The 25,672-nt window shown below is 66.2% G+C and carries 3 protein-coding genes; all 3 read right to left on the bottom strand.

The features are described 5' to 3' along the window. Positions 1-33: 33 nt before the first annotated feature. The 3 genes from CUJ91_RS06365 to CUJ91_RS06355 all read right to left on the bottom strand — a co-directional run bounded on the left by CUJ91_RS06365 (position 34) and on the right by CUJ91_RS06355 (position 25,655). The gene (locus CUJ91_RS06365; RefSeq protein ID WP_006051166.1) at positions 34-2,226 is read right to left on the bottom strand and encodes a TonB-dependent siderophore receptor; all 2,193 of its coding nucleotides are present in this window, start codon (positions 2,224-2,226) and stop codon (positions 34-36) included. A 206-nt stretch (positions 2,227-2,432) separates the two neighbouring features. Then, entirely contained in the window at positions 2,433-8,495 is a 6,063-nt protein-coding gene (locus tag CUJ91_RS06360; RefSeq protein WP_114156053.1) for a condensation domain-containing protein, read from the bottom strand. A gap of 285 nt (positions 8,496-8,780) precedes the next feature. After that, positions 8,781-25,655, bottom strand: coding sequence for a non-ribosomal peptide synthetase (locus CUJ91_RS06355; protein WP_244230976.1), 16,875 nt, complete (start codon positions 25,653-25,655; stop codon positions 8,781-8,783). Between the last annotated feature and the right edge of the window lie 17 nt (positions 25,656-25,672).

Genomic DNA, 25,672 nt, shown 5'->3' with positions numbered 1-25,672 from the left:
GCATGCGATCCGCCGGGCCCTTCGTCATGCCGATCACCATTGGTAACGAGCCGTGCCCAGCACCGTGCGCGTCGCGCCCCAGTAGCACACCGAGGCGGTCGTGCAGTACGAGATGTACTCGCGATCGAACGCGTTGTTCAGATTGAGCGACAGGCGCCAGTTCTGAATGTCGTAGTGCGCGCCGAGGTCGACGAGCACACGCCCCGGCACCGTGAAGGTGTTGGCTGCATCGCCCGCCGAACTGCTCATATAACGCACGCCGGAGCCGACGCCGAAGTTGCGCAGCGGTCCGCGGTGGAACGTGTAATCGGCCCACAGCGAAGCGGTATTGCGCGGCGCGATGGTCGGACGCTTGCCGAAACTGGTGGGCGTCGTGGTGCTCGTCACCTGCTGGTTCAGATAGGTGTACGACGCAATCACTTTCAGATCGGCGGTGACGTTCGCGTGGGCTTCGAACTCGACGCCGCGTGAGCGGACCTGGCCGGTCTGTATCGTGTAGCCCAGATTATTCGGATCGACCACCGACACATTGTCCTGCGTGAGCGTAAACGCCGCGAGCGAGAAGAAGCCGTCAAACCATTTCGGCTGATAACGCACGCCCGCTTCGACTTGCCGGCCCTTCGTCGGCGAGAACGGAGCGCCGGAAAACGTCGCGCCCAGGACCGGTTGGAACGACCGCGAATAGCTGACATACGGCGCGATGCCGCTTTCGAATTGATACGCGAGGCCCGCGCGCCACGTGAACGCATGATCGTTCGTGTGGTAAATGCTGCCCTTTCCCGTCGTGAGCAAGGTGGTCTGCTGATTGCCGCCCGTCCAGTCCTGGCGCACGCCGAACGTGAGCACCCAGTTACGCCAGCGCGCTTCGTCCTGCGCATACACGCCGACCGTGCTCAACGAATAATCCAGGCGCGTGTTGGCCTGCTGCATCGGCAGCGACGAGAAGTTCGGGTTGTACAGATCCACCGTACCGAGGACGGAGTTGCCTTCCGTGTCGCCGAGCATCGAGCGCTGATAGTCGAGACCGAACAGCAACGTGTGCTGAACGGCGCCCGTCGCCACCTTCGCCTGCGCGTGCGTGTCGACCTGGAATTGCGTGTAGTGCTCGTTGTCGACGTTGCCCCACATCGACACCGTGCGCTGATCCGCGCCGAGCGCACTCGTCACCGAGGTCTGGTAATAATGCTGGTCGATATGCAGATAACGCAGATTCTGCGACACGCTGATCTTGTCGTTGATCGCGTGATCGAACTGATAACCGAACCAGTACTGCGTGCGATGCATGCCGTCGCGATCAGGATCGCCGAAATATTTGTCCGGCCCGAGTTGACCGTTCGGGTTACTAAACAACGTCGCGCCGGCGGGCACCGGGTTGAACAGACCGCCGTTCGGGTCGCGCTGGAAGCTGCCCTGCAGCGTGAACGTCGTGTCGCGGTTCGGCCGGATCGTGACCGACGGCGCGATTGCAAGGCGCTGGTCCTTGATGTCGCTGACCTGCGTCTCCGCAGTGCGCGCGACGCCCGTGAGCCGATACAGCACGGTGCCGTTCTTGTCGACGGGACCGCTCAGGTCGAAGCCCAACTGATAGTTGTTGTGGTTGCCGATCTGCATCATCACTTCGTGATAGGGCTGCTCCATCGGCAGCTTGCTCACGTAATTGACGAGACCGCCCGGACTGCCCTGCCCGTACAACACCGACGCCGGGCCATGCAGCACTTCCAGGCGCTCCATGAAGTACGGGTCGATGCGCGGCGTGGCGAAGCGCGGCGACTGGTACAGATGCAGGCCGTCCAGATACGAGTCGAGCGGAAAACCGCGGCCGTAAAGCTGATCGAAACGGATGTCGGTGCCGTCCTGCGAATAGACGCCCGGCGTGTAGCGCAGCGCCTGATCGACGGTCTGCGCGCCCTGGTCGTCCATCTGCTGGCGCGTGACGACGGACACGCTCTGCGGATTCGTGAGCAGCGACGAATCCGTCTTGGTGCCGGTCATCGAACGTTTGGCGACATAGCCGACGCCCGGCCCTAGCGGATCTTCAGCAGAACTGCGCACCTGAACGGCAGGCAATTCCTTCGCGGCGTCCGTGCCCGATGCAGCGGCCGGCGATTCCTGCGCGTGCGCGCCGAGGCTGGCCAGACCCAGCATCAACGCGACGTAAATCGGACGCGGGTGCGGCAAGCCGCGCTCCCGCAAAGCAACGCATTTCCCGGCTTTCTCAACCTTCATTCTTCTTGATCCCCTTTCTTCTATCCCCGAATCAAGCCAGACGCGCGGACGCCGGCCTGGTGCCCGGTGATTCTCTCAAGACGGGATAGTAATGTAAACAATAATCGTTCGCATTCAACGCGAATAAAACTGTGGGGAACGGGAGACACAGCCGTTGGCGCGATGCGGGCGAAACGCGCGCCCGTCGCGCCAGCGGCTGGCAAATGCTAGCGGTGGAAATCGGCGACGGGATCGGGCTGAGTGCGTGCCGTCGCCTCGCTTTGCGACGCCGATGGTGCGAACCACTGCTCAAGCTGCGCGGCAAGAATCGGATGGTGGACGATGCTCGAATGACTCGCATCGACGTCGAACTCGTGCAGCCGGCCCCGCGTGTGGTCCGCCCACGCCATCCTGCGACGCGGATCGGCGATGCGCAGCGCGCGCCACACATGCAGATCGCAGGCGATGCGCGGCAGTACATGCCGCGACATCAAATCGGCGTGCAACGCGTCGGCGGCGAGCGCGTCGCCGAGCAGCGACGGGCCCGCGTTGTCGAGCAGCGTAAGCGCGGCGGCCGGCGGACTGTCTTCGCCTTCGTCTTCGTTGACGGTGGTGGCAGAGCCGGCGCCCTCCTCCCGATGCGTCGCCGTATCGACGATGCCGACGAACGACACGCGCATGCCGCGCCGCTCGAAATGATCCGCGATGGCGATCGCGAGCCGGCCGCCGAACGACCAGCCGAGCAGCGCGTAGTCGCCGTGCGGCTGGAGCGCTTCGATGCTGTCGGCGTAGTGCGCAGCGAGCGCCTCGAACGTGTCGCCTTGCCACGGATCGCCGCGCACAGCCGGGGCCTGGATGGCGATCAGGCTCACGCGGCCGTTCAGCGCCTGCGCGAGCGTGCGGTATTCGCCGACCATGCCGTAGCCGGGGTGCAGACAGAACAGCGTGGCCGGCGCGCCGAGCGCGTTGAGCGGCACGGCCGGCGATGGTGCGGCCAAGGGGCGAGCGTTTGCAGCTTGCGGCCGGCGTCGCGCGAACCAGGCGGCGAGCGCATCGGCGGGAGGCACGGGCAGGCTGGCCTCGTAGACGGCGCGCGCGGTCCAGCTTGCGGCGATGGTGTCGCGCTGCGCCAGCGTTTCGACGGAATCGGGAACGGGTGGGCGCGGTTTGGGGGCTTGTGGTTGTTGTGGCTGTTGCGGTTGCTGTTGCGATGTGGCGGTGCGCAGATGTTCGACCAGCGCGACGAGCGACGACTCGAACGACGCCAGCAATTTTTCGGCGAGCGCGTCCGACACGAACTGCGGCGCGTAGCCCCAGTTGAGCGCGAGCGAATCGCCGGCAATCCAGCCGTTGATGTCGAGCGCACGGTCGGGCAGCCGCGCGCGGGGTGCGATGGCGTCGCCCGGCGTTTCGGCCGCGAAGCCGAAGCGGCTTGCATCGTCGAAAGTCTGATCGAAGCGGCCCAGATAGTTGAAGCCGATCTCCGGCGTGGGCAGCGCGCGCAGCGCCGACCGACTCGCGGCGTCCGCGCAACAGGAGAGCAGGCCCCAGCCGAGTCCGCGCAACGGGACGGCCGCGAGACGCTCGCGCACCTGCAGCAGCGCATCGGCCGCGTCGGTGCCGCGCGGCAACGCGAGCGGATACTGGCTCGTGAACCAGCCAACGGTGCGGCTCAGCTCGGCACCATCGATGACATCCTCGCGACCGTGGCCTTCCAGTTCGACGAGCACTTCATCACGCGACACCGCATCGCCGATGGCGCGCGCGAGCGCCGCAAGCAGCACTTCGTCGACGCGCATCCGGTACACGCGCGGTGCTTCACGCACGAGCGCCGCGGTGAGTTCGGGCGAGAGCTTTGTCAGCAGCGTCTTTTGCGGCTGCGGATCTCGCTCGATGGCCGGAAACAGCGGGCCGGCGCGCAATGCAGGCGCGTCGAGCGCGGTTTGCCACCATGCGAGTTCAGCGATACGCTCCGATGATTCGGCATACTGATGAAGTTCGCGGACCCATGCGCGCCAGGGCATCGACGGGACTGGTAGGTGGATGGGCTCGTTGCGTTCGGCTTGTTCATAGGCGGTTTGCAGTTCTTCGAGAAGCACGCGCCAGGAGACGCCGTCCACTGAAAGGTGATGGATCGCGATTAGCAGACGGGTTTCGTTTGGAGTCTCGAAGCAGCCGATGCGCCACAGCGGGCCGCGCTCGATGTCGAGGCTCGACTGGATGTTGTTGCAGGCCGTTGCGAGGTCGGCGAGCGAGGGGAGCTTTTCGTGGCGGACTGTGGGGGTGGCGGGCTGCGATACGTGTGTTGTCCGCGGTTCCTCTGACGACAGCGATACTTGTGAGCCTTGCGACGCTTGTGACGGTTGCGAATCGTGCGTCGCTTCTGTCAGCGTGTCCGCAGACTCTCTGCTCGCCACGGTCTGCTTCCACTCCCCGGCCTCTTTTACGAAGCGCAGACGCAGCGCGTCGTGGCGTGCCTCCAGGGCCGCGACCGCGCGCTCGAGCGCCTCAGGCACGAGCCGCCCCTTCACCTTCAGCAGCACCGCCTGGTTCCAGTGCGATTCCCCTTGCGGATAGCGCTCGAAGAACAGCCGCTGGATCGGCGTGAGGGCGAGCGCGGCGCCGTCGTCGATTTCATGCGCGCTCGGCGAATCGAGCCGTTGCGCGCGCTGCGCGAGACCGCTCACCGTCGGATGCTCGAAGATCTGCCGCGGTGTCAGCCGCCAGCCCGCCTCGCGCGCCCGCGCGATGATCTGCAGGCTCTGGATCGAGTCGCCGCCAGCTTCGAAGAAGTTGTCGGTGACGCCCAGATCGTCGCGTCCGAGCACGGCGCTCCAGATCGACAGCAGCACCGATTCGATCTCGTTCGATGGCGCCACGCACTCGCGCGCGCCCGTCCGCGGCGCGGGCAAAGCGGCGCGGTCGAGCTTGCCGTTAGGCATCCACGGCAGCCGCGCGAGTATCGTCACCGATGAAGGGACCATGTAGCTCGGGAGCTTGTGCTCGAGTTCGCGGAGAAGGCGTGCGGTGTCGAGGGTGGGTGATGTAGTTCTGGTGGTCTTTGCTATCTCTGCACCCGCTACGCCGACCTGCGCTGCATCGGTACTCGCGACGCCCGTCGCCGCCACGTCAGCCTCTACCGCGCCACCCTCGCCCGCCACATACGCCGCCAACCGCTGCGTCTGCCCTTCTCCGACGACAATCACCGCCGCCTCGCGCACACCCTCGCACTGACGCAACACCGCCTCGATCTCGGCAGGTTCGATGCGCTGCCCGCGCAGCTTCACCTGCTGATCGAGCCGTCCGAGAAACTCCACGGTGCCGTCCGCGCGCATTCGGCACAGATCGCCGCTGCGATACATGCGCGCACCCGGCGCGCCGTGCGGGTCGGGCACAAAGCGCTCGGCGGTGAGACCCGCGCGGCCCAGATAACCGCGCGCCACTGTCGGTCCGCCGATGCACAACTCCCCGAGCCCGCCCACCGGCGCTTCATCGCCGAATGCGTCGAGCACGCGCGCCGTGCGTCCCGGATACGGATGGCCGATCGGCACCGTCACCTCGTGAACATCGTCGGCCACAGTGTGGCGATACAACGCGGCGACTGTCGTCTCCGTCGGTCCGTACAGGTTATCGAGCCGGATGTCAGCGAGCGGTCCGTCGCGCCAGCGCGCGAGCGCGTCGCCAGGCAGCGCCTCGCCGCCGACCGTCACCTGGCGCAGCGCAAGCTGCGCGCGCGGCGGCGCATGGCGATGCCACTGTTGCCACAGCGCCGTCGGAATCCGCGCGAACGTCACTTGTCGTTTCACGAGTCGTTCGCTCAGGCTTTCGAGATCCCACGGCTGCACGCCGCGCATTTCGACCGTCGCGCCGCGCAGGAGTGCAGGCAGCGTTTCGTGCAACGCGACGTCGAAATTGATCGTCGATGAGTGGAGCACTGTGTCGTCGTCGCTGATGCCGTAGGTTGTGAGGAAGTCCTGCAGGTGCGTCCATAACGCGCCGTGGCTCACGCCGACACCCTTGGGTCTGCCGGTCGAGCCCGAGGTGTAGAGCACGTAGGCGAGCTGGTCGGGGTGCAGCACAACGTCAATGTGCGGCTTCGACTCTTGCTCGGTGGCTGTGCTTATCATCGTTTCTGCGTCAGAGTGTTGCGGTGTCTCAGTGCCCATCAGTGACTCGCGCGCTGCGCCCGTCCGTGGCGCCGCTGAAGCAACGTTCGACTGCGACTGTGACTGCGCCTTCGCGTGCGCTTCCGCAGCAGCCGCAGCTACCGCCATTGCCCCTACCTCCACTACTTCACACCCCGCAAGCACCTCAGCAACCCGCGCCGCACTCGCCGCATCCGCCACCACCTGCACGATCCCGGCATCGCCGGTCATCTGCGCGAGGCGCGCGGCCGGGTAATCCGGGTCGAGCGGCACGAAGGCACCGCCCGAGCGAATAATCCCGAGCAACGCCGCGATCAGCGCTGGCCCTCGCGCAACGCACAATCCCACACGCCGCTCAGCACCCACACCTCGCGCGATGAGCCGTGAAGCAATTGCCGCCGACCACGCATCAAGTTCAGCATACGTAAGCGACTCATCTTCACAGCGCAGCGCAATCGCCTGCGGCGTGCGCTTTGCCTGCGCCGCAAGCGCGATCCCAAGCGACTCGAACGCATAAGACATCAGCGGCTTCGCTTCACGCTGCAAAGGCAGCATCAACGACCCAACCCGTCGCTCCACATCATCAACCATCTGCTCAAGCACCGCTTCGTACTGCGATGCAATCCGCTCCACAGTGCCAACGTCGAACACATCAGCCGCATAGTTGAACATCAGGCGCAAGTTGCGCCCATCGTCGACGACGTTCAGCACCAGATCGAAACGCGCCGTATCCGTGCCGCCCGCCTCCGGCTCAACGACGAGACCGGGCATCGCAACCGATGCCTCGCTCGTCGCCTGCTCGAGATTGAACATGACCTGGAACAGCGGCGAGCGTCCGGGCTCGCGATCGATCCGCAACGCGTCGAGAATGCGGCCGAACGGTATCGAGTGATGCGCATGCGCCTCGAGCACGCGCTCATGCAGTCGCGACAGCAACGTCGCACACGGCATGGTGCCGTCGACATCGACGTCGATCACGAGCGTGTTGACGAAAAAACCAATCAGCCCCTCGGTCTCGCTGCGCTGCCGTCCCGCCGACGGCACGCCGATCCGCAAGCCCGGCTGACCGCCGTAGCGGTATAGCAGCGCGGCATAAGCGCCGAGCAACACGGTGAAAAGCGTCGTGCGCTGTGCACGCGCGAGTTCGCGCAGACGCTCGGCAAGAGCCGGGCCGACATCGCGCCGCACGCGTCCGCCTTCGACGCCGCGCACCGCTGCCCGCGGCCGGTCCAACGGCAATTCGAGCGCGGGACGCTCGGCTCCAAGGCGCTGTTTCCAGTACGCAAGATCGTCGGCAAACGCGCCGTCTTCCCATTCGTTCTGCCACGCCGCGACATCGCCGAAATGAATGTCGAGCGGCGGCAGTGCGCAAGTCAACGCGTCATGCTGACCATCGAGCGCCGCGCGATACAGCGCCGCCAGTTCGCGAACGAAGAGCGCCTGCGACCAGCCGTCGGACACGATGTGATGCACGACGATCGACAGCGCATGACATTGCGCATCGATCGCGATGAGGTCGACGCGCAGCAGCGGCCCTTGCTCGAGATCGAACGGTTCGCGCGCGGCGGCACGCAGCATGTCGCGCAATTGCGCGGGATCGTCGAGCGTATGTTCGCGCCACAGGTAGCACGCGTCCGCAGCGATGCGCTGGGCCGCGACGCCGCGCGTCTCGACGAAGCGTGCACGCAACGCGCCGTGGCGAGCGACGAGCGCATCGAACGCACGGCGCAATGCACGCACATCGAGATGCCCCGTCAAACGCAGCGCGCGCGACAGGTTATACGCGGGGTTCAGCGGATCGAGCTTCCAGAGGAACCACAGACGTTCCTGCGCGGGAGCGAGCGGATAAGTTGCCGCGCGCGAAAACGAAGAAGACGCATCGGCGCTCGACGCTTCTGCGTCTGCTGATTTAGTTGCGTCATCAACTTCGCGCGACAACGGCACAATCGGCAGACGCGTGGGATCGATACCCTGCTCGCGCGCCTTCTCGCGAAACCGCCGCCGACGTTCCGGCGATAGCGCCGCGTACTTGCGCGCAATCGCCAGCGCCTGGCTCGGCGCTTCGCTCCCGGTAGCGTTAGCGGTAGCAGAAGAACTCATAGAAGCAACCGTCGCAGCCGGTTCGTTGCGAATCGTAGTCAGCATAGTGGCAATCTGAATAGGTCAACGCGGCTTCGCGGCCGCGGGTGATGTTTGTCTTTGAGCAATGAGCGGCTTGAGTCGTTGAGTTCGAGCAGCGCAGTCTCGTCGTGCATGCGCTTGCTTGCGCGAGGTGATGGCGTGACGCTGACATATCGACGGCACGGCTTCGCCCACGCGCGATTCGCGTCGAACGCTGAACAAGCGATGCATTCGACGCGGACCATGCAACCGTGCGCGCGCCGACCTGGCGAACAGCGCCATTGCGCAACCGCCATTCCCTCGCGGATTTCAATCGAGTCCATCGAACAACCCATCGAGCGCCTGCAGTTCATCGTTCGACGAAGCCCTGCCAGAAGCCTCCCCCTCGACGCGATCGTCAAGCAACGCGGCCAAGAGCGCCGGCGTCGGCTGCTCGAACAGCGCGGCGAGCGCAACCTTGCGGCCGATTTGCTCCGACAGCCGCGCAACGACGCGCACCGCCGCGAGCGAGTGTCCGCCGAGCGCGAAGAAATCATCGTCCGCACCGACCCGCTCGAGCCCAAGCACGTCGCCAAAAAGCCGCGCGATAAGCATTTCCATTTCGCCCGACGGCTCGACCCACGACGACTCGGTCGCAGGCGTCGTCTCGAAGCGCGCGAGCGCGTTGCGATCCAGCTTGCCGTTCGCAGTGCGCGGCAACGCGTCGATCGCATAGAGCGCCGCCGGAATCATGTAGCCGGGCAGCCGCGCGGCAAGCATCTGCCGCCAACCGGCCGGCACCGCGCGCGCTTCACGATCAGGCTCATTAACAACTGCACCGACGACATACGCGACGAGCCGCGCCTCGGCATCGCCCGCACCCGGCACGAGCGCGACGGCCGCGTCGAGCACGCCGTCGCACTCGCGCAGCGCCGCCTCGATCTCGCCGAGTTCGAGGCGATAGCCGCGCAGCTTCACCTGCTGATCGATCCGGCCGAGACATTCAAATTCGCCGTCGGTCCGCTCGCGGCACAGGTCGCCGGTGCGATACATGCGCGCGCCCGGCGCGCCGTAGGGATCGGGCACGAAGCGCTCGGCGGTGAGACCCGCGCGGCCCAGATAACCGCGCGCAAGATTCTCGCCGCCGATGCACAGCTCGCCGACGCCGCCTTGCGGCGTCAACTGCCCGCTCGCGTCGACGATGCGCAGCGCGTTCGCATGCAACGCGCGACCGATCGTGATAGGTCCACTCCCAGACACGCGAGCGCAACTCGACCAGATCGTCGTCTCCGTGGGACCGTACAGGTTCCACAACTCGACGCCGCGTTGCGCAAGCTGCGCCGCGAGATCGGCGGGCAACGGCTCGCCGCCCGCGATGCCGGTAAGCCGCCCGCGCGACGCCCCATGCCAACCGGATTCGATGAGCAGACGCCAGCCGCTCGGCGTCGCCTGCATGAAAGTCGCGCCGCTTTCGTCGATAAGCCGCGCGAGCGCCGCGCCGTCCGCCACCGTTTGCGCGTCGGCCATTTCGACACAGGCGCCTCGCGTCAACGGCAACCAGAATTCGAGCAGCGAAATATCGAACGACGGCGTCGTGACCGACAATAGTACGTCATCCTGATGAAGTCCCGGCGCGATGCCGACGCTTGCAAGCAGCCGCGCCAGTGCGCCGTGCGAAACCGCGACGCCTTTTGGCCGGCCCGTCGAGCCCGACGTGTAAATCACGTAGGCAAGCTGCGAATCCGTGGACGGCGATATGGGCGGCCGCTCGCTTGCTGCGTCGTGGACGAAGGCATCTTCACCGCTTCCCGCTTCGAGCACGATGCGGTTGTCGAGTGCGCCGCCGAGTCGCGCGCGGCCCTCGTCGTCCGCGATGACGCGCGTAACGCCCGCATCGTCCAGCATGCCCGCGAGGCGTTCGGACGGGAACGATGGATCGAGCGGCACATAAGCCGCGCCGCTTCGCCACACGCCGAGCATGCTCGCGATCAGCGCGGGCGAGCGGCGCATGCAGACGGCCACGCGCTCCTCTCGCGCGACGCCGCTCACGCGCAAGCGTGCATCGATTGCGACGGACCAGCGGGCGAGCGTCGCGTAGTCGAAGGCCTTGCCGTTCTGGCGCACCGCGATGCGCTGCGGCACGCGCGCGGCTTCGACCGCAAAGCGCTCGTGGCAGGCGCGCAGCGCGGGCGGTGGCAATAGCAACGGCTCGGCTTGCGGCGCACCGCGCCGCGCCGCGAGTTCGCCGACGAAGCGCGGCGCGCGCTCACCTTCATCGGCGAGTTGATCGATGAGCGCGAGGTATTGCCGCTGCAACTGCTCAACCTGCGTGCGCGCAACGCGCCGGCTGTCCCACTGCCATTGCAGTTCGATGCGCGTGGCCGGGAGGATCGTCAGCGTCAGCGGATAGTGCGTGCGCTCGAATGAATCGACGGAGTCGACGCGCAGCGCGCCCGCTTGCGCCGACGCCGCGCGCGTCGCAACCGGATAGTTCTCGAACACGATCAGACTATCGAACAGCGCATCGCCGCTGCGCCCGGCCCACTGCTGCAACGACGCGAGCGGCGTATGCTCGACCTCGCGCATTTGCAGGTTGTACGACTGCAACGCGTCGAGCCACGCGGCTATCGTGGCGTCGCCGCGCACCGTCGAGAACACCGGCAGACTATTGATAAACAGTCCGAACATATCCTCGGCGTGAGGCAACGATGCGGGGCGCCCCGCCACCGTCACGCCGAACGCGACCGACTGCTTGCCGCTCAGCCGCGCGAGCAGCACGGCCCACGCGCCCTGCATCAGCGTATTGAGCGTCACGCGATGCCGCTGTGCGGCGCGGCGCACGCGCGCATCGAGCGGCGCGTCGAGTTTCAGCGCGATCTTGCGCGCAGCGCTCGCGGGTTCGCTCGAAGCCGTGTCGAGCGGCGCGGCGAGGCTCGCGGTCAAGGTGCCGGCATCGTCGGCGGCTTTCAGGCGCTCGCTCCACCAGTCGCGCGGATCGGGCTGCGCCGCGAGCCATTCGACGTAACGACGATACGACGGCGGTGTATGCGCCGGGGCGTGTGCAGCGGCGTGCGCAGCGGCGTGCGTGACGCCCAACGCGCGCTCGTAGTCGTCGAAGACTTCGGCGAGAAGCCGTGCACCGCTCCAGCCGTCCGTCAACACATGATGATGCGTGCGCACGAGATCGAAGCGGCCATCGGGACGCCGGAATACGTTCACGCGCATCAGCGGCGCGTGCGACGGGTCGATGCCCGCGGCGACGTCGGCCGAGCGCCACTCGGCAAGACGCGCATCGTAGTCCTGCACATCGCGCCAGTCGTGCACTCCGAACGGCAGCACGGCTTCGCGCTGCACGATCTGCAATGCGGCTTCACCATGCCGCCACTCGAAGCGCGTACGCAACATGTCGTGCCGCGCGATAGCGGCCTGCCAGGCCGCGCGTAGTGCGGCGGCGTCGAGGCGGCCGTCGAGCGTCAATTGCAACTGATTCACGTAGACGCCTTCGCCACGCTGCAACTCGCTGTGATAAAGCAGACCCTGCTGCAACGGCGTCGCGGGATAGATGTCGGCGATGCCGCCAAGCGCCAGGTTCAGCGCGCGTAGCTGCGTCTGATCGAGGCCCGACAGAGGGAAGTCCGATGCCGTCGCGCCTTGGGGCGCGGCGACGCAATGCGCGATCATTGCATCGACGTGCCGGCCGAAAGTATCGACGATGCGCTCGACGCTCTCGCGATCGATCCGCGCCGGGTCGAAACGCCAACGCAGCAACAGGGTTTCGCCAGTGACGATGCCGTTCAGGTCGAGCGCGTAATCGAGACGTGCGCCGGCGCCATGACTGCTGCCGGCATCCTCGGAACTAAAGGCGAAACGCGACGCTGGATCGAACGACTGATCGAAGCGCCCCAGATAGTTGAAGCTGATCGCGGGGCGCTGCCGCGTGCGGCTTGCGTCGAGCAATCCCCAATGCAAGCCCTTATTCGGCACCGCGCGCACACGTTCCTTGACGGCGATGAGCGCGTCCCCCGGCGCAGCGGGCGACGCGGGCAGCGCGACCGGGAAACGCGTCGTGAACCAGCCGACGGTGCGGCTCAGGTCCGCGCCGTCGATCACGTCTTCGCGGCCGTGGCCTTCCAGTTCGACGGCGATCTCGGCCGCGCCGCTCCATGCGCCGAGCGCCTGCGCAAGCGCGGCGAGCAGCAGTTCGTCGACCCGCGTCCGATACGCGCGCGATGCGTTGTGCAGCAGTTCGCGTGTGCGGCGTGCATCGAGTGTCCAGTCGATCGTTTCGCTTTCGGCGACGCGCGTGCCTGCGGGTGCGCGAAGTGGAAGATCGGGAGCAGCGTCGACGACGCTTAGCGCTTCGCGCCACCAGTTTGCTTCGGACTGGACGGCAGTTGATTCGGCATACTGATGAAGTTCACGGACCCATGCGCGCCAGGGCGTCGACGGGGCCGGCAGGTGAATGGGCTCGTTGCCTTCGGCTTGTTCATAGGCGGTTTGCAGTTCTTCGAGAAGCACGCGCCAGGAGACGCCGTCCACTGACAGGTGATGGATCGCGATCAGCAGACGGGTTTCGTTTGGAGTCTCGAAGTAACCGATGCGCCACAGCGGGCCGCGCTCGATGTCGAGGCTCGACTGGATGTTGTTGCAGGCGGCTGCGACGTCTGCGAGCGACGAGAGTTTTTCGTGGCGGACGATGGCGGTTTGCGAATCCTTCGTCGCTTCCGTCACCGCGATCTGCTCCCACTCCCCGGCCTCTTTTACGAACCGCAGACGCAGCGCGTCGTGGCGTGCCTCCAGGGCCGCGACCGCGCGCTCGAGCGCCTCAGGCACGAGCCGCCCCTTCACCTTCAGCAGCACCGCCTGGTTCCAGTGCGATTCCCCTTGCGGATAGCGCTCGAAGAACAGCCGCTGGATCGGCGTGAGGGCGAGCGCGGCGCCGTCGTCGATTTCATGCGCGCTCGGCGAATCGAGCCGTTGCGCGCGCTGCGCGAGACCGCTCACCGTCGGATGCTCGAAGATCTGCCGCGGTGTCAGCCGCCAGCCCGCCTCGCGCGCCCGCGCGATGATCTGCAGGCTCTGGATCGAGTCGCCGCCAGCTTCGAAGAAGTTGTCGGTGACGCCCAGATCGTCGCGTCCGAGCACGGCGCTCCAGATCGACAGCAGCACCGATTCGATCTCGTTCGATGGCGCCACGCACTCGCGCGCGCCCGTCCGCGGCGCGGGCAAAGCGGCGCGGTCGAGCTTGCCGTTAGGCATCCACGGCAGCCGCGCGAGTATCGTCACCGATGAAGGGACCATGTAGCTCGGGAGCTTGTGCTCGAGTTCGCGGAGAAGGCGTGCGGTGTCGAGGGTGGGTGATGTAGTTCTGGTGGTCTTTGCTATCTCTGCACCCGCTACGCCGACCTGCGCTGCATCGGTACTCGCGACGCCCGTCGCCGCCACGTCAGCCTCTACCGCGCCACCCTCGCCCGCCACATACGCCGCCAACCGCTGCGTCTGCCCTTCTCCGACGACAATCACCGCCGCCTCGCGCACACCCTCGCACTGACGCAACACCGCCTCGATCTCGGCAGGTTCGATGCGCTGCCCGCGCAGCTTCACCTGCTGATCGAGCCGTCCGAGAAACTCCACGGTGCCGTCCGCGTGCATTCGGCACAGATCGCCGCTGCGATACATGCGCGCACCCGGCGCGCCGTGCGGGTCGGGCACAAAGCGCTCGGCGGTGAGACCCGCGCGGCCCAGATAACCGCGCGCCACTGTCGGTCCGCCGATGCACAACTCCCCGAGCCCGCCCACCGGCGCTTCATCGCCGAATGCGTCGAGCACGCGCGCCGTGCGTCCCGGATACGGATGGCCGATCGGCACCGTCACCTCGTGAACATCGTCGGCCACAGTGTGGCGATACAACGCGGCGACTGTCGTCTCCGTCGGTCCGTACAGGTTATCGAGCCGGATGTCAGCGAGCGGTCCGTCGCGCCAGCGCGCGAGCGCGTCGCCAGGCAGCGCCTCGCCGCCGACCGTCACCTGGCGCAGCGCAAGCTGCGCGCGCGGCGGCGCATGGCGATGCCACTGTTGCCACAGCGCCGTCGGAATCCGCGCGAACGTCACTTGTCGTTTCACGAGTCGTTCGCTCAGGCTTTCGAGATCCCACGGCTGCACGCCGCGCATTTCGACCGTCGCGCCGCGCAGGAGTGCAGGCAGCGTTTCGTGCAACGCGACGTCGAAATTGATCGTCGATGAGTGGAGCACTGTGTCGTCGTCGCTGATGCCGTAGGTTGTGAGGAAGTCCTGCAGGTGCGTCCATAACGCGCCGTGGCTCACTCCCACACCCTTGGGTCTGCCGGTCGAGCCCGAGGTGTAGAGCACGTAGGCGAGCTGGTCGGGGTGCAGCGCGATGTCGGTGTGGTCTGCCGACTCCCGCTCCATCAGTGACTGCGAACCCACGTCCAGTACTTCACATTCAGCAAGCACCTCCGCCATCCGCGCCGCACTCGCCGCATCCGCGACAACCTGCACGATCCCGGCATCGCCGATCATCTGCGCGAGGCGCGCGGCCGGGTAATCGGGGTCCAGCGGCACGAACGCGCCGCCCGAGCGAATAATCCCGAGCAACGCCGCAATCAGCGCCGGTCCTCGCGCAACGCACAATCCCACACGCCGCTCAGCACCCACACCTCGCGCGACAAGCCGTGCAGCAATTGCCGCCGACCACGCATCAAGTTCCGCATACGTGAGCGACTCATCTTCGCAGCGCAGCGCAATCGCCTGCGGCGTGCGCTTTGCCTGCGCCGCAAGCGCGATCCCAAGCGACTCGAACGCATAAGACATCAGCGGCTTCGCTTCACGCTGCAAAGGCAACGTCAACGATCCAACCCGCCGCTCCACATCATCGACCATCTGCACAATCACCGCTTCGTACTGCGCTTCGATCCGCCCCACGGTCTCGCGGTCGATGCGCTCGCCGTCCCACGCCCATTCGAGCGAAAGCGTCTGCCCGCGCGGAATGATCGCCAGCGCGAGCGGGTAATGCGTCGGATCGATCGAATCGACGGACGCGACTTTCAGGCCCGCGTCGCCGTTTCGAGCGGCATCAACGGGATAGTTTTCGAACACGACGATGCTGTCGAACAGCGCATCGCCGCTGCGCCCGCTCCACTGCTGCACGCGCGCGAGCGGCGTGTGTTCGTGCTGGCGCAGCTCGGTCAGTTCGCCTTGCAGTTTGCGCAACCATGCGCCGAGTTCAGCGCTCGCGTCCACATCGACGCACACCGGCAGCGTATTGATGAACAGCCCGAGCATCCGTTCGACGCCCGGCAGATGCGCCGGCCGTCCCGCGAACGTCGTGCCGTAAGCGACACCGCGCCGATGTCCATAGCGCGCGAGCAGCACCGCCCACGCGCCCTGCATCAGCGTATTGAGCGTGATCTCGTGACGACGCGCCGTCGCCTGCAAGCGCGCGACGAGCGTTTCGTCGAGCGCGCGGCGCCGCGCATGCGCGCCGGGCTCGGCCGCGCGCGGCTCCCCGAGACTCGCAGTGAGCGTCGCAGGATCGTCGGCGCGCGCGGCCCACGCGCGCCACCATGCCTCGGTCGCGGGATCGTCGGCGGCCTCGCGAATCCATTCGACGTACTGACGATATGGTGGCGCCGCTTCGAACGCCGCGGCCGCGCCGCTTGCGCGCATCCGATAATCGCGCAGAATTTCGGCGAACAGCAGCGACACGCTCCAGCCGTCGAGCAACAGATGATGGTGCGTCCACACGAGGTCGGCGGTGTGCGCGTCGCGAACGAAGAGCGCGATACGCATCAGCGGCGCGGCGTCGGGCGCGATGCCGTCCGCGAGATCGCGCGCGCGCCACTCGGCGAGACGCGCGTCGTAGTCCGCGGCGGCTGACCAGTCGTGTGTCTCGAACGGCAATGCGATCTTGCGATGGACGATCTGCATGACGGCGCCGCCATGCTGCCACGCGAAAACCGTGCGCAAAATCGCGTGACGTTCAAGCGCGGCCTGCCACGCGGCCTGCATCGCGGCGACGTCGAGCGCGCCGGACAGCGTCGCGCGCATCTGATTCAGATACGCGCCCTGCCCCGCGTCGGCGAGCGTGTGATAGAGCAAGCCGGCTTGCAGCGGCGTCGCCGGATACACGTCCTCGATATGCTCGGGCGTGAGGCCGAGCGCGCGCCACAAATCGGACGATGACGAACCGTTCGCGCCAGGCACTGCGTCCGCAGCCGTGGTGGACGTGAACGTGGACGTCGATGTCGACCCCGACTCAGCGGCCAACGGTCGCGCCGCGCGCGCGAGCTGCTGCACGGTCGGCGCTTCGAACACCATGCGCGGCGTGACCAGCAAACCGGCATCGCGCGCCTTCGACACGATCTGCAGACTCAGAATCGAATCGCCGCCGATCACGAAGAAATTGTCGGTCACGCCAATGTCGTCGCGCCTCAGCACCGCGCGCCAGACGGTCAGCAAAGCAGCCTCGGCGGGCGTCGATGCGGCGACGGCTTGCGCGGCGTTGGCGACGTCCTCGGGCGCAGGCAACGCGCGTCGGTCGAGCTTGCCGTTGGGCGTCAGCGGAAAGCGCTCCATCTCCACATACGATGACGGCACCATGTGCGCCGGCAAGCGCGCGGCAAGCCATGTCTGCCAGCGCGCGGCATTGCCCGTGTTCGGTTCGCCGCGTGGCACCACGTAGGCGACGAGGCGCTGGTCACTGGCGTTTGCGTTCGCACCGCCGCCCGACACCAGCACCGCAGCCTCGCGCACTTCCGGATGCGCAAGCAGTGCAGACTGGATCTCTCCCAGTTCGATCCGGAAGCCGCGGATTTTCACCTGATCGTCATTGCGGCCCAGGTATTCGAGGTCGCCATCGGGCAGCCGTCGCGCGAGGTCGCCGGAGCGGTACAGACGGGCACCCGGTGCGCCGTATGGATCGGGCACGAAGCGTTGCGCGGTGAGCTCTGCACGGCCAGGATACCCACGCGCGAGACCCGCGCCGCCTACATACAACTCGCCCACCGCGCCCACCGGCACGCGGTTCATGTCCGCGTCGAGCACATGCAGCGTGAGATCGTCGAGCGGCGCGCCGATCACGCTGCGTGCATCGCGCAACGCTGGCTCATCAAGCGCGCGATGCGTGACGTGAACCGTTGTCTCGGTGATGCCATACATGTTCACGAGCGCAGGCAGCACACCCTTGCGACGTGCGCCGTCCGCCCATCGCACCAATGACGCAGGCTCGAGACGCTCGCCGCCGAAGATCACCACGCGCAGTGAATCGAGCGTGTTGTCATCGTCGGCGTGCGTCAGTTGCGTGAATGCCGAGGGCGTCTGGTTCAACACCGTCACGCGCTCTTTGCGCAGCAGCGCATGAAACGCCGCGGGTTCGCGTGCGCTCCAGTGCGGCACGATTACGAGCCGTGCGCCATGCACGAGTGCGCCGAAGATTTCCCATACTGAGAAGTCGAATGCGTACGAATGGAACAGTGTCCAGACGTCGGATGAATCGAATGCGAAGCGGGATTGTGTTGCGTCGAACAGGCGTGCGATGTTTTCGTGTGTGATGCCTACGCCTTTTGGTGTGCCCGTTGAGCCCGAGGTGTAGATCACGTAGGCGAGTTGTTGCGGACGCGGATACATTGCGACGTCGAGCGGCTCATCATTCTGCAACGCATCGCGCAACGCTAGAGCATCAAGCGTCGGCCGCGTGCCGAACAACGCCGCATGCTGCGCGAGGCTCGGCGCATCGGTCACGATGAAACGCAACTGCGAATCGTCGACGGTATGCGCGAGCCGCTCCGCCGGATACGACGGGTCAAGCGGCACATAAGCGGCACCCGCACGCAGCACGCCAAGCAGCGATGCAACCAGCGCCGCCGAGCGCTGCATTGCGACACCCACACGCACTTCAGTTCCTGCGCCGAGGCGAATCAACTCACGCGCAATCGCGCGCGACCATGCATCGAGTTGCGCATACGTCACCTCTTCATCGCCATCGACGAGTGCAACAGCATCGGGCCGCGCACGCGTCTGCGCGGCAATGCGCGTGGTCACCGGCTCGTATGCGAACACGGCGGGCATACAACGCGCCGCGTCGTCACGCAACTCAGGCAATTCGACCGACGCAAGCCGTGCCTGCGGCGCCGCGCTCCACTGCTCGAGCAATCCCGTGAAATTGCGAGCGAGCCGTTCGATAGTCGACGCGTCGAACACATCGGTCGCGTAGGTGAACGTCAGGTCGATCGCGTCGCGGGCACTCTCAGCGATGTTGAGCATCAGATCGAACTGCGCCTCGCCGTTGTCGACTTCCTGCAGCGACACGCGCAACCCATCGCCAAACGATGTCGTCAGATTGTGGCGCTGCTGCTGATTCACGAGCACCTGAAAAAGCGGCGTGTGCGTGAGATCGCGCTCGGACTGCACCGCCTTGACGACGCTCGCAAACGGCACGTCCTGGTTCGCGTATGCGTCGAAGAACCGCTCGCGCACATCGTCGATGAGTTGCGCCGCGCGCATCTCGCCGCGCGGCGCGGTGCGAATCACGACGGTGTTGACGAAAAAGCCCACGACGTTCGCCGTATCCGGCAAATCGCGGCCCGCGAGCGGCACGCCGAGGCGAATATCGGATTGGCCCGAGTATCGATAGAGCAACGCGTCGAACGCAGCGAGAAGCGTCATGAAGAGCGTCGCGCGATGCGTGCTTGCGAGCGCGCGCAGCGCATTCGCAGTGGCGGCCGGCACGCGTGCGCGATGGCGCGCGCCAGGCGCGCGGCGCGTGCCGGTGCGAACGCGGTCGTAGGGCAGCGCGAGGGTTGCGGGCGAATCGTCGTCGGTGGCGAGCGTGGCGCGCCACCATGCGAGTTGTTCCGACTCGCGCTCGGGTGTGAGTTGCGCGGCGCGTGCGGCGACGATGTCGCGATAGGCAGCCGCTAATTCGGCTGCGTCGTTCGCATCGTTAGTGGCGGGTTCGACGGAACCCGTGAGCGCTGCCGCGCAATGCTCGCGATAGAGGCGCGAGAAGTCGGCGAACAACAGGCCGATCGACCAGTCGTCGCTAACGATGTGATGCAGCACCAGATGCAGCGCGTGATGATTTTCGTCGATGCGCACGAGCGTCGCGCGGACCGGCGGCTCGGCGGTCAGGTCGAAAGGCATGCGGGCGAGCGCTGAAAGACAATCGGTCAGTGCTTTGTCGCCGGCGTTGTCTGTGTCATCGGACGCGGACTTCTCTTCTGTCGGCGGCAGGTCGAGCAGGCGGATTTCGCTGTGGCTCGCGGCATCGATATGTTGAAACGGAACGCCCTCTACTTCGGCGAAACGCATTCGCAGTGCGGGGTGTCGTTGGGTCAGCGCGCGGAACGCGGCACGCAACGCATCGACATAGAGGCGGCCGTCAAAACGCAGCGCACCGTTCACGTGGTATGCCGCGCTTTGCGGGTCGAGCTTCCATAAAAACCACAGGCTTTGCTGCGATGGCGATAGAGGAATCGGTGCGGTTAGGGTGGATTGAGTGGGTGTGTTGGTGAATAGTTGTTCTGTGGTGGCTGGCACTGCGCGCGCATCAGACGAACTGGTGTCCACAGTAGCAATAAAAGCGCCGACTACTTCCGACGCCCGCGCCAGCGCATCACCGCTGGAAATTTGCGCGCCGCGCAGCAGCGTCGCGAAGTCGTCGAGCCGCGGATGCTCGAACAACGCGCGCAATCCTGGCGCATCGCCGAAGGCCGTCCGCACCGCCGACACGACGCGCACCGCCAGCAGCGAATGCCCGCCGAGCAGGAAGAAATCGTCGAGTGCGCCGACACGCTCAACCCCGAGCACCTGTTGCCAGATCGCTGCAAGCCGCGCCTCGGTTTCGTCGCGCGGGGCGACGTAAGATGCACGGCCCTTTGCGTTGGCGACGTCCTCGGGCGCGGGCAATGCGCGTCGATCGAGCTTGCCGTTGGGCGTCAGCGGAAAGCGCTCCATCTCTACATACGATGACGGCACCATGTGCGCCGGCAAGCGCGCGGCAAGCCATGTCTGCCAGCGCGCGGCATTGCCCGTGTTCGGTTCGCCGCGTGGCACCACGTAGGCGACGAGGCGCTGGTCACTGGCGTTTGCGTTCGCACCGCCGCCCGACACCAGCACCGCAGCCTCGCGCACTTCGGGATGCGCAAGCAGTGCCGACTGAATCTCTCCGAGTTCGATCCGGAAGCCGCGGATTTTCACCTGATCGTCATTGCGGCCCAGGTATTCGAGGTCGCCATCCGGCAGCCGTCGCGCGAGGTCGCCGGAGCGATACAGACGCGCACCCGGTGCGCCGTATGGATCGGGTACGAAGCGTTGCGCCGTCAACTCGGCGCGGCCAGCATAGCCGCGCGCGAGACCCGCGCCGCCTACATACAGTTCGCCGACCGCGCCCATCGGCACGCGGTTCATATCGGCATCGAGCACATGCAGCGTGAGATCGTCGAGCGGCGCGCCGATCACGCTGCGCGCATCGCGCAGCCCTGCGTCATCAAGCGCGCGATGCGTGACGTGAACCGTTGTCTCGGTGATGCCGTACATGTTCACGAGCGTCGGCAGTACGCCCTTGCGACGTGCGCCGTCCGCCCATCGCACCAATGACGCAGGCTCGAGACGCTCGCCGCCGAAGATCACCACGCGCAGTGAATCGAGCGTGTTGTCATCGTCGGCGTGCGTCAGTTGCGTGAATGCCGAGGGCGTCTGGTTCAACACCGTCACGCGCTCTTTGCGCAGCAGCGCATGAAACGCCGCGGGTTCGCGTGCGCTCCAGTGCGGCACGATTACGAGCCGTGCGCCATGCACGAGTGCGCCGAAGATTTCCCATACTGAGAAGTCGAATGCGTACGAATGGAACAGTGTCCAGACGTCGGATGAATCGAATGCGAAGCGGGATTGTGTTGCGTCGAACAGGCGTGCGATGTTTTCGTGTGTGATGCCTACGCCTTTTGGTGTGCCCGTTGAGCCCGAGGTGTAGATCACGTAGGCGAGTTGTTGCGGACGCGGATACATTGCGACGTCGAGCGGCTCATCATTCTGCAACGCATCGCGCAACGCTAGAGCATCAAGCGTCGGCCGCGTGCCGAACAACGCCGCATGCTGCGCGAGGCTCGGCGCATCGGTCACGATGAAACGCAACTGCGAATCGTCGACGGTATGCGCGAGCCGCTCCGCCGGATACGACGGGTCAAGCGGCACATAAGCGGCACCCGCACGCAGCACGCCAAGCAGCGATGCAACCAGCGCCGCCGAGCGCTGCATTGCGACACCCACACGCACTTCAGTTCCTGCGCCGAGGCGAATCAACTCACGCGCAATCGCGCGCGACCATGCATCGAGTTGCGCATACGTCACCTCTTCATCGCCATCGACGAGTGCAACAGCATCGGGCCTCGCATGTGCCTGCGCGGCAATGCGCGCGGTCACCGGCTCGTATGCGAACGCCGTTTTAGCAACCGCGACAGAATCAGCAGCAAGATCACTCGTCAAATCACGCAGCCGCACATCGATGCGATTTCTGTCGACAAGCGCCTTCGCGAGCCCATCCAGCATCTGCTCGAAATACCCGGCGACGCGTGCAACGTCTTCCGCCGGCACACGCGCCGCATGCCGATGCCACTCGAGCCTCAGCGCATCGCCGCCGCCGACGTGACGCGGCGCGACGACCAGCATCAGCGGAAAATGGCTGCGGTTGTGTGCGTCGACGGCGCGCACGCGCGGCACGCCGCCGATCGCATCGAGCGCGTCGTCGAGCGGATAGTTTTCGAACACGATCAGGCTGTCGAACAACGCGTCGACGCTCGAGTCCGCCCACTGCTGCAAGCTCGAGAGCGGCGTGTGCTCGACTTCACGCAACTCCGCGTTATGCCGCTGCAACGCGGTGAGCCAGGCGCGCAACGGCGCATCGGATTTCACATCGACCCACAGCGGCAAGCTGTTGATGAAGAGACCGACGATCGACTGCGCATTCGGCAGATCCACCGGCCGGCCGGACACGGTCATGCCGAATGCCACTTGCGTGCGCCCCGAAAAACGCGCGAGCACGACCGCCCACGCTGCCTGCACGAGCGTGTTCAGCGTGACCTGTGCACGCTGCGCGGCGCGCTTCAGGCGCGCGTGTGAGTCGCCGTCGACTTCGCGGATCAGTGCTTGCGCCACCGAACCGTCGACACCGTTCGACGACGATGATCGGAACGCACTGCCGAGCGCATCGGCAAGACGCGCTGGGTCATCGCGCGTCGCGAGCCGTGCGCGCCAGAACGCCTCGGTGTCGGGTTGGTTGCGCAGCCAGTCGACGTAATCCGCATACGGCGCAGCAGGCGACGCATCGGCCGCACGGCCTGCGTCGAGCGCGGCGTACGCGCGCGCCACTTCGGTGACGACCTGGGCGGTGCTCCAGCCGTCGGTCAGCGCATGATGGTGAGTCCACAACAGATCGTGCGCGCCGTCGGGACGCTCGAATACATCGACGCGCATTAGCGGCGCAACGCTCGGCTCGAAACCACGCGCGACGAGCGCCGTCCGCGCGGTTTCATATGCGTCGTCGTACTGAGCATCTATCGACGTGGTATCCGACGAACCAGGCGCAACAGGAACGATGCACGCATGGACTTCGAACGGCATACGTACGTGCCGCTCGACGACTTGCAACGGCTCGCCGCCAGCAGGCCACACGAAACGCGTGCGCAAAACCGGATGACGCGCGATCACCGCGTGCCACGCCGCGCGCATCGTGTCGAGGTTCAGCGCGTCGATCGTCAGACGCAATTGCGATACGTACATGCCGGGCTCGCCGTCGAGCATCCCGTGAAATAGCAGACCCTGCTGCATTGGCGTGGCCGGATAGACGGCCTCTACTGACTCGCGGGAGGCGCCGGCTTGTGCGAACAAGAGGTCGTCGCCGGCCGCGAGTTGCGCGGTGGGCGATGGATGTATGGTGGCGCTCGCGGCTTGCGCTGCCGCGGTTGGGGTTGCGTTGGTTGCGTTGGTTGCGTTGGTTGCGTTGGTTGCGTTGGTTGCGTTGGTGCCGGCGTTGGTGCCGACGCGAGTACCCACGAAGTCATACGCAGACGCACCGCCCGATGCGCCAACGCTTCCCCCACCGCTCGCCTGCATGCCCGCCCCAGCATTCGCACTCGCATTCCCCACCACCGCCACCGCGACCCGCGCCGCGGCCTCGATCGTCGGATAGTCGAACATCTGCTTCGGCGTCAGCTTGAGCCCCGCGCTGCGCGCCTTCGCGATGATCTGCAAGCTGAGAATCGAATCGCCGCCGATCTCGAAGTAGTTGTCCGTTACGCCGATGTCCTCGCGTTTCAGCACACGTTTCCAGATCCCGGCAAGCGTGCGCTCGGTGTCGTTGCGCGGCTCGACGCACGCGGCATTCGCGGCCTCGTGTTCGCGCGGCGCGGGCAACGCGGCGCGATCGATCTTGCCGTTCGCGGTGAGCGGCAACGCGCCGAGCACTTGCAGCGACGACGGCACCATATAGTCCGGCAGTTCCGCGGCGAGACGCGCGCGGATCGCGTCAACGTCGAGCGCCTCGGCGGAACTCAGATAGGCGACGAGGCGCGGCGCGCTGCTGGCCGCGCCCTCGCTATCCGTGTGCGCGATCACGATGGCGTCGCGCACGCCATCCTCAGCGCGCAGGCGCGCGGCGACTTCTTCAGGTTCGACGCGAAAGCCGCGGATCTTCACCTGGTCATCGAGACGGCCGAGAAACGCGAATTCGCCGTCTGGCAGACGGCGGCTGCGGTCGCCCGTTCGATAAAGCCGCGCGCCCTGACCGTCGGGGTCGGGCACGAAGCGCTCAGCCGTCAGCGACGGCCTGTTCAGATAACCATACGCGACACTCGCGCCGCCGATGCACAGCTCGCCCGCCGCGCCCTTCGGCACCGCGTTGCCGTCAGCATCGACGATGCGTGCGTCCACGTGCGCGAGCGGTTGCCCAAGCGGCAACGTCGCGGCGCGGCTTTGCGCGCCGCTGCGCGTGAGCACGCCGACAGCGGTCTCGGTCGGCCCATAGTGATTGATCAACCGGCATTTGGGACGCAGCGCCTCGATGCGCTCGGCAAGACGCGTCGGCGCGGGCTCGCCGCCCATCACGAGGCAACGGCGCGGCAGCACGCGCTCGGGCAACTGCGCCTGCAACAGCGCGTCGAGATGGCTCGGTACGATCTTTAGGAGTTCGACGGAATGCGTGTGCATGTAGGCGGCGAAGGCATCGGGATCGGCGGCGATGTCGGCATCGATCAGATGCAGCGTCCAGCCGTGCCAGAGCGCGCCGAACAACGGCGTGTGGCCGAGATCGGCGGCAGGCGTCGACAGATACGCGGCGCTCGCGATGTCCCCGGGCAGCCGCTCGGAGACGCCCCGCAGATATGCAGCGAGCGCGGCATGGCTTTGCACGACGCCCTTCGGGCGGCCAGTGGAGCCCGATGTGTAGATCACGTAGGCGGGCCAGACGAGGATGCCGTCGGTGGGTTGCGGATTGGCGGCGGCATCGCCGAGATGAGCGGCGAGTGCGGCGCTGTTAGTAGCGTCGCGTAGCGTGTGTGGGTTCAGCGTCGCGATGCCGTCGGGTAGCCATGAGGGCGCGGCTGATTTTAGTGTGGCGTTAGCGCCTGAGTTCGTGGCGGCAGTTGTAAAGAGATTCGTTGAAGCGTTCGCTGCGGGCTTCGTTGCAATGTTGACTGCGGCGTTCGTTGCGGTCTCCGTTGCAACGTGGGCCACGGAGTTCGTTGCCGCCTTCGTTCCGATGTCGGCCGCGGCATTCGCTGCGCGACTAATCGCGGCGTTGCTCTTGTCGTCAAAGCCCGCCTCGCTCGCTGCGCTAACCACTGCGTCCAAAGCCCCGCCCATCACAACCACCCGCGCGCCGCAATCCTCAGCCTGCCAGCGCAGCCGCGCTTGCGGCGACGCCGGATCGAGCGGCACGTAACACGCGCGCAATCGCCACACCGCCAGTATCGCCGCGACGAGCGCCGAGCAGCGCGGTAGCGCGAGCACCACGCGGTCTCCCGGCCGCACGCCGTGATCGGAGAGCGCCGCGGCAAGCCGCCCCGACCAGGCCCACAAATCGCGCCACGACAGCGGCCCCTCGCTATCGACAAGCGCAACGGCGTCGGCCCGTTCGATGGCAAACCGCGCGACGCGGGCGGGCAGGAAATCGGTATCGAAATGGATGGCTTGCATGGTGTCCGTGAAGAATG

It is taken from the genome of Paraburkholderia graminis (assembly GCF_003330785.1).
Lineage (GTDB): Bacteria > Pseudomonadota > Gammaproteobacteria > Burkholderiales > Burkholderiaceae > Paraburkholderia > Paraburkholderia graminis.
This window is presented reverse-complemented; position numbering and strand designations above follow the sequence as displayed.

Coding starts and splice junctions, on each gene's coding strand:
- CUJ91_RS06365 (WP_006051166.1), bottom strand. CDS start 2,226: ATGAAGGTTGAGAAAGCCGGGAAATGCGTTGCTTTGCGGGAGCGCGGC.
- CUJ91_RS06360 (WP_114156053.1), bottom strand. CDS start 8,495: ATGCTGACTACGATTCGCAACGAACCGGCTGCGACGGTTGCTTCTATG.
- CUJ91_RS06355 (WP_244230976.1), bottom strand. CDS start 25,655: ATGCAAGCCATCCATTTCGATACCGATTTCCTGCCCGCCCGCGTCGCG.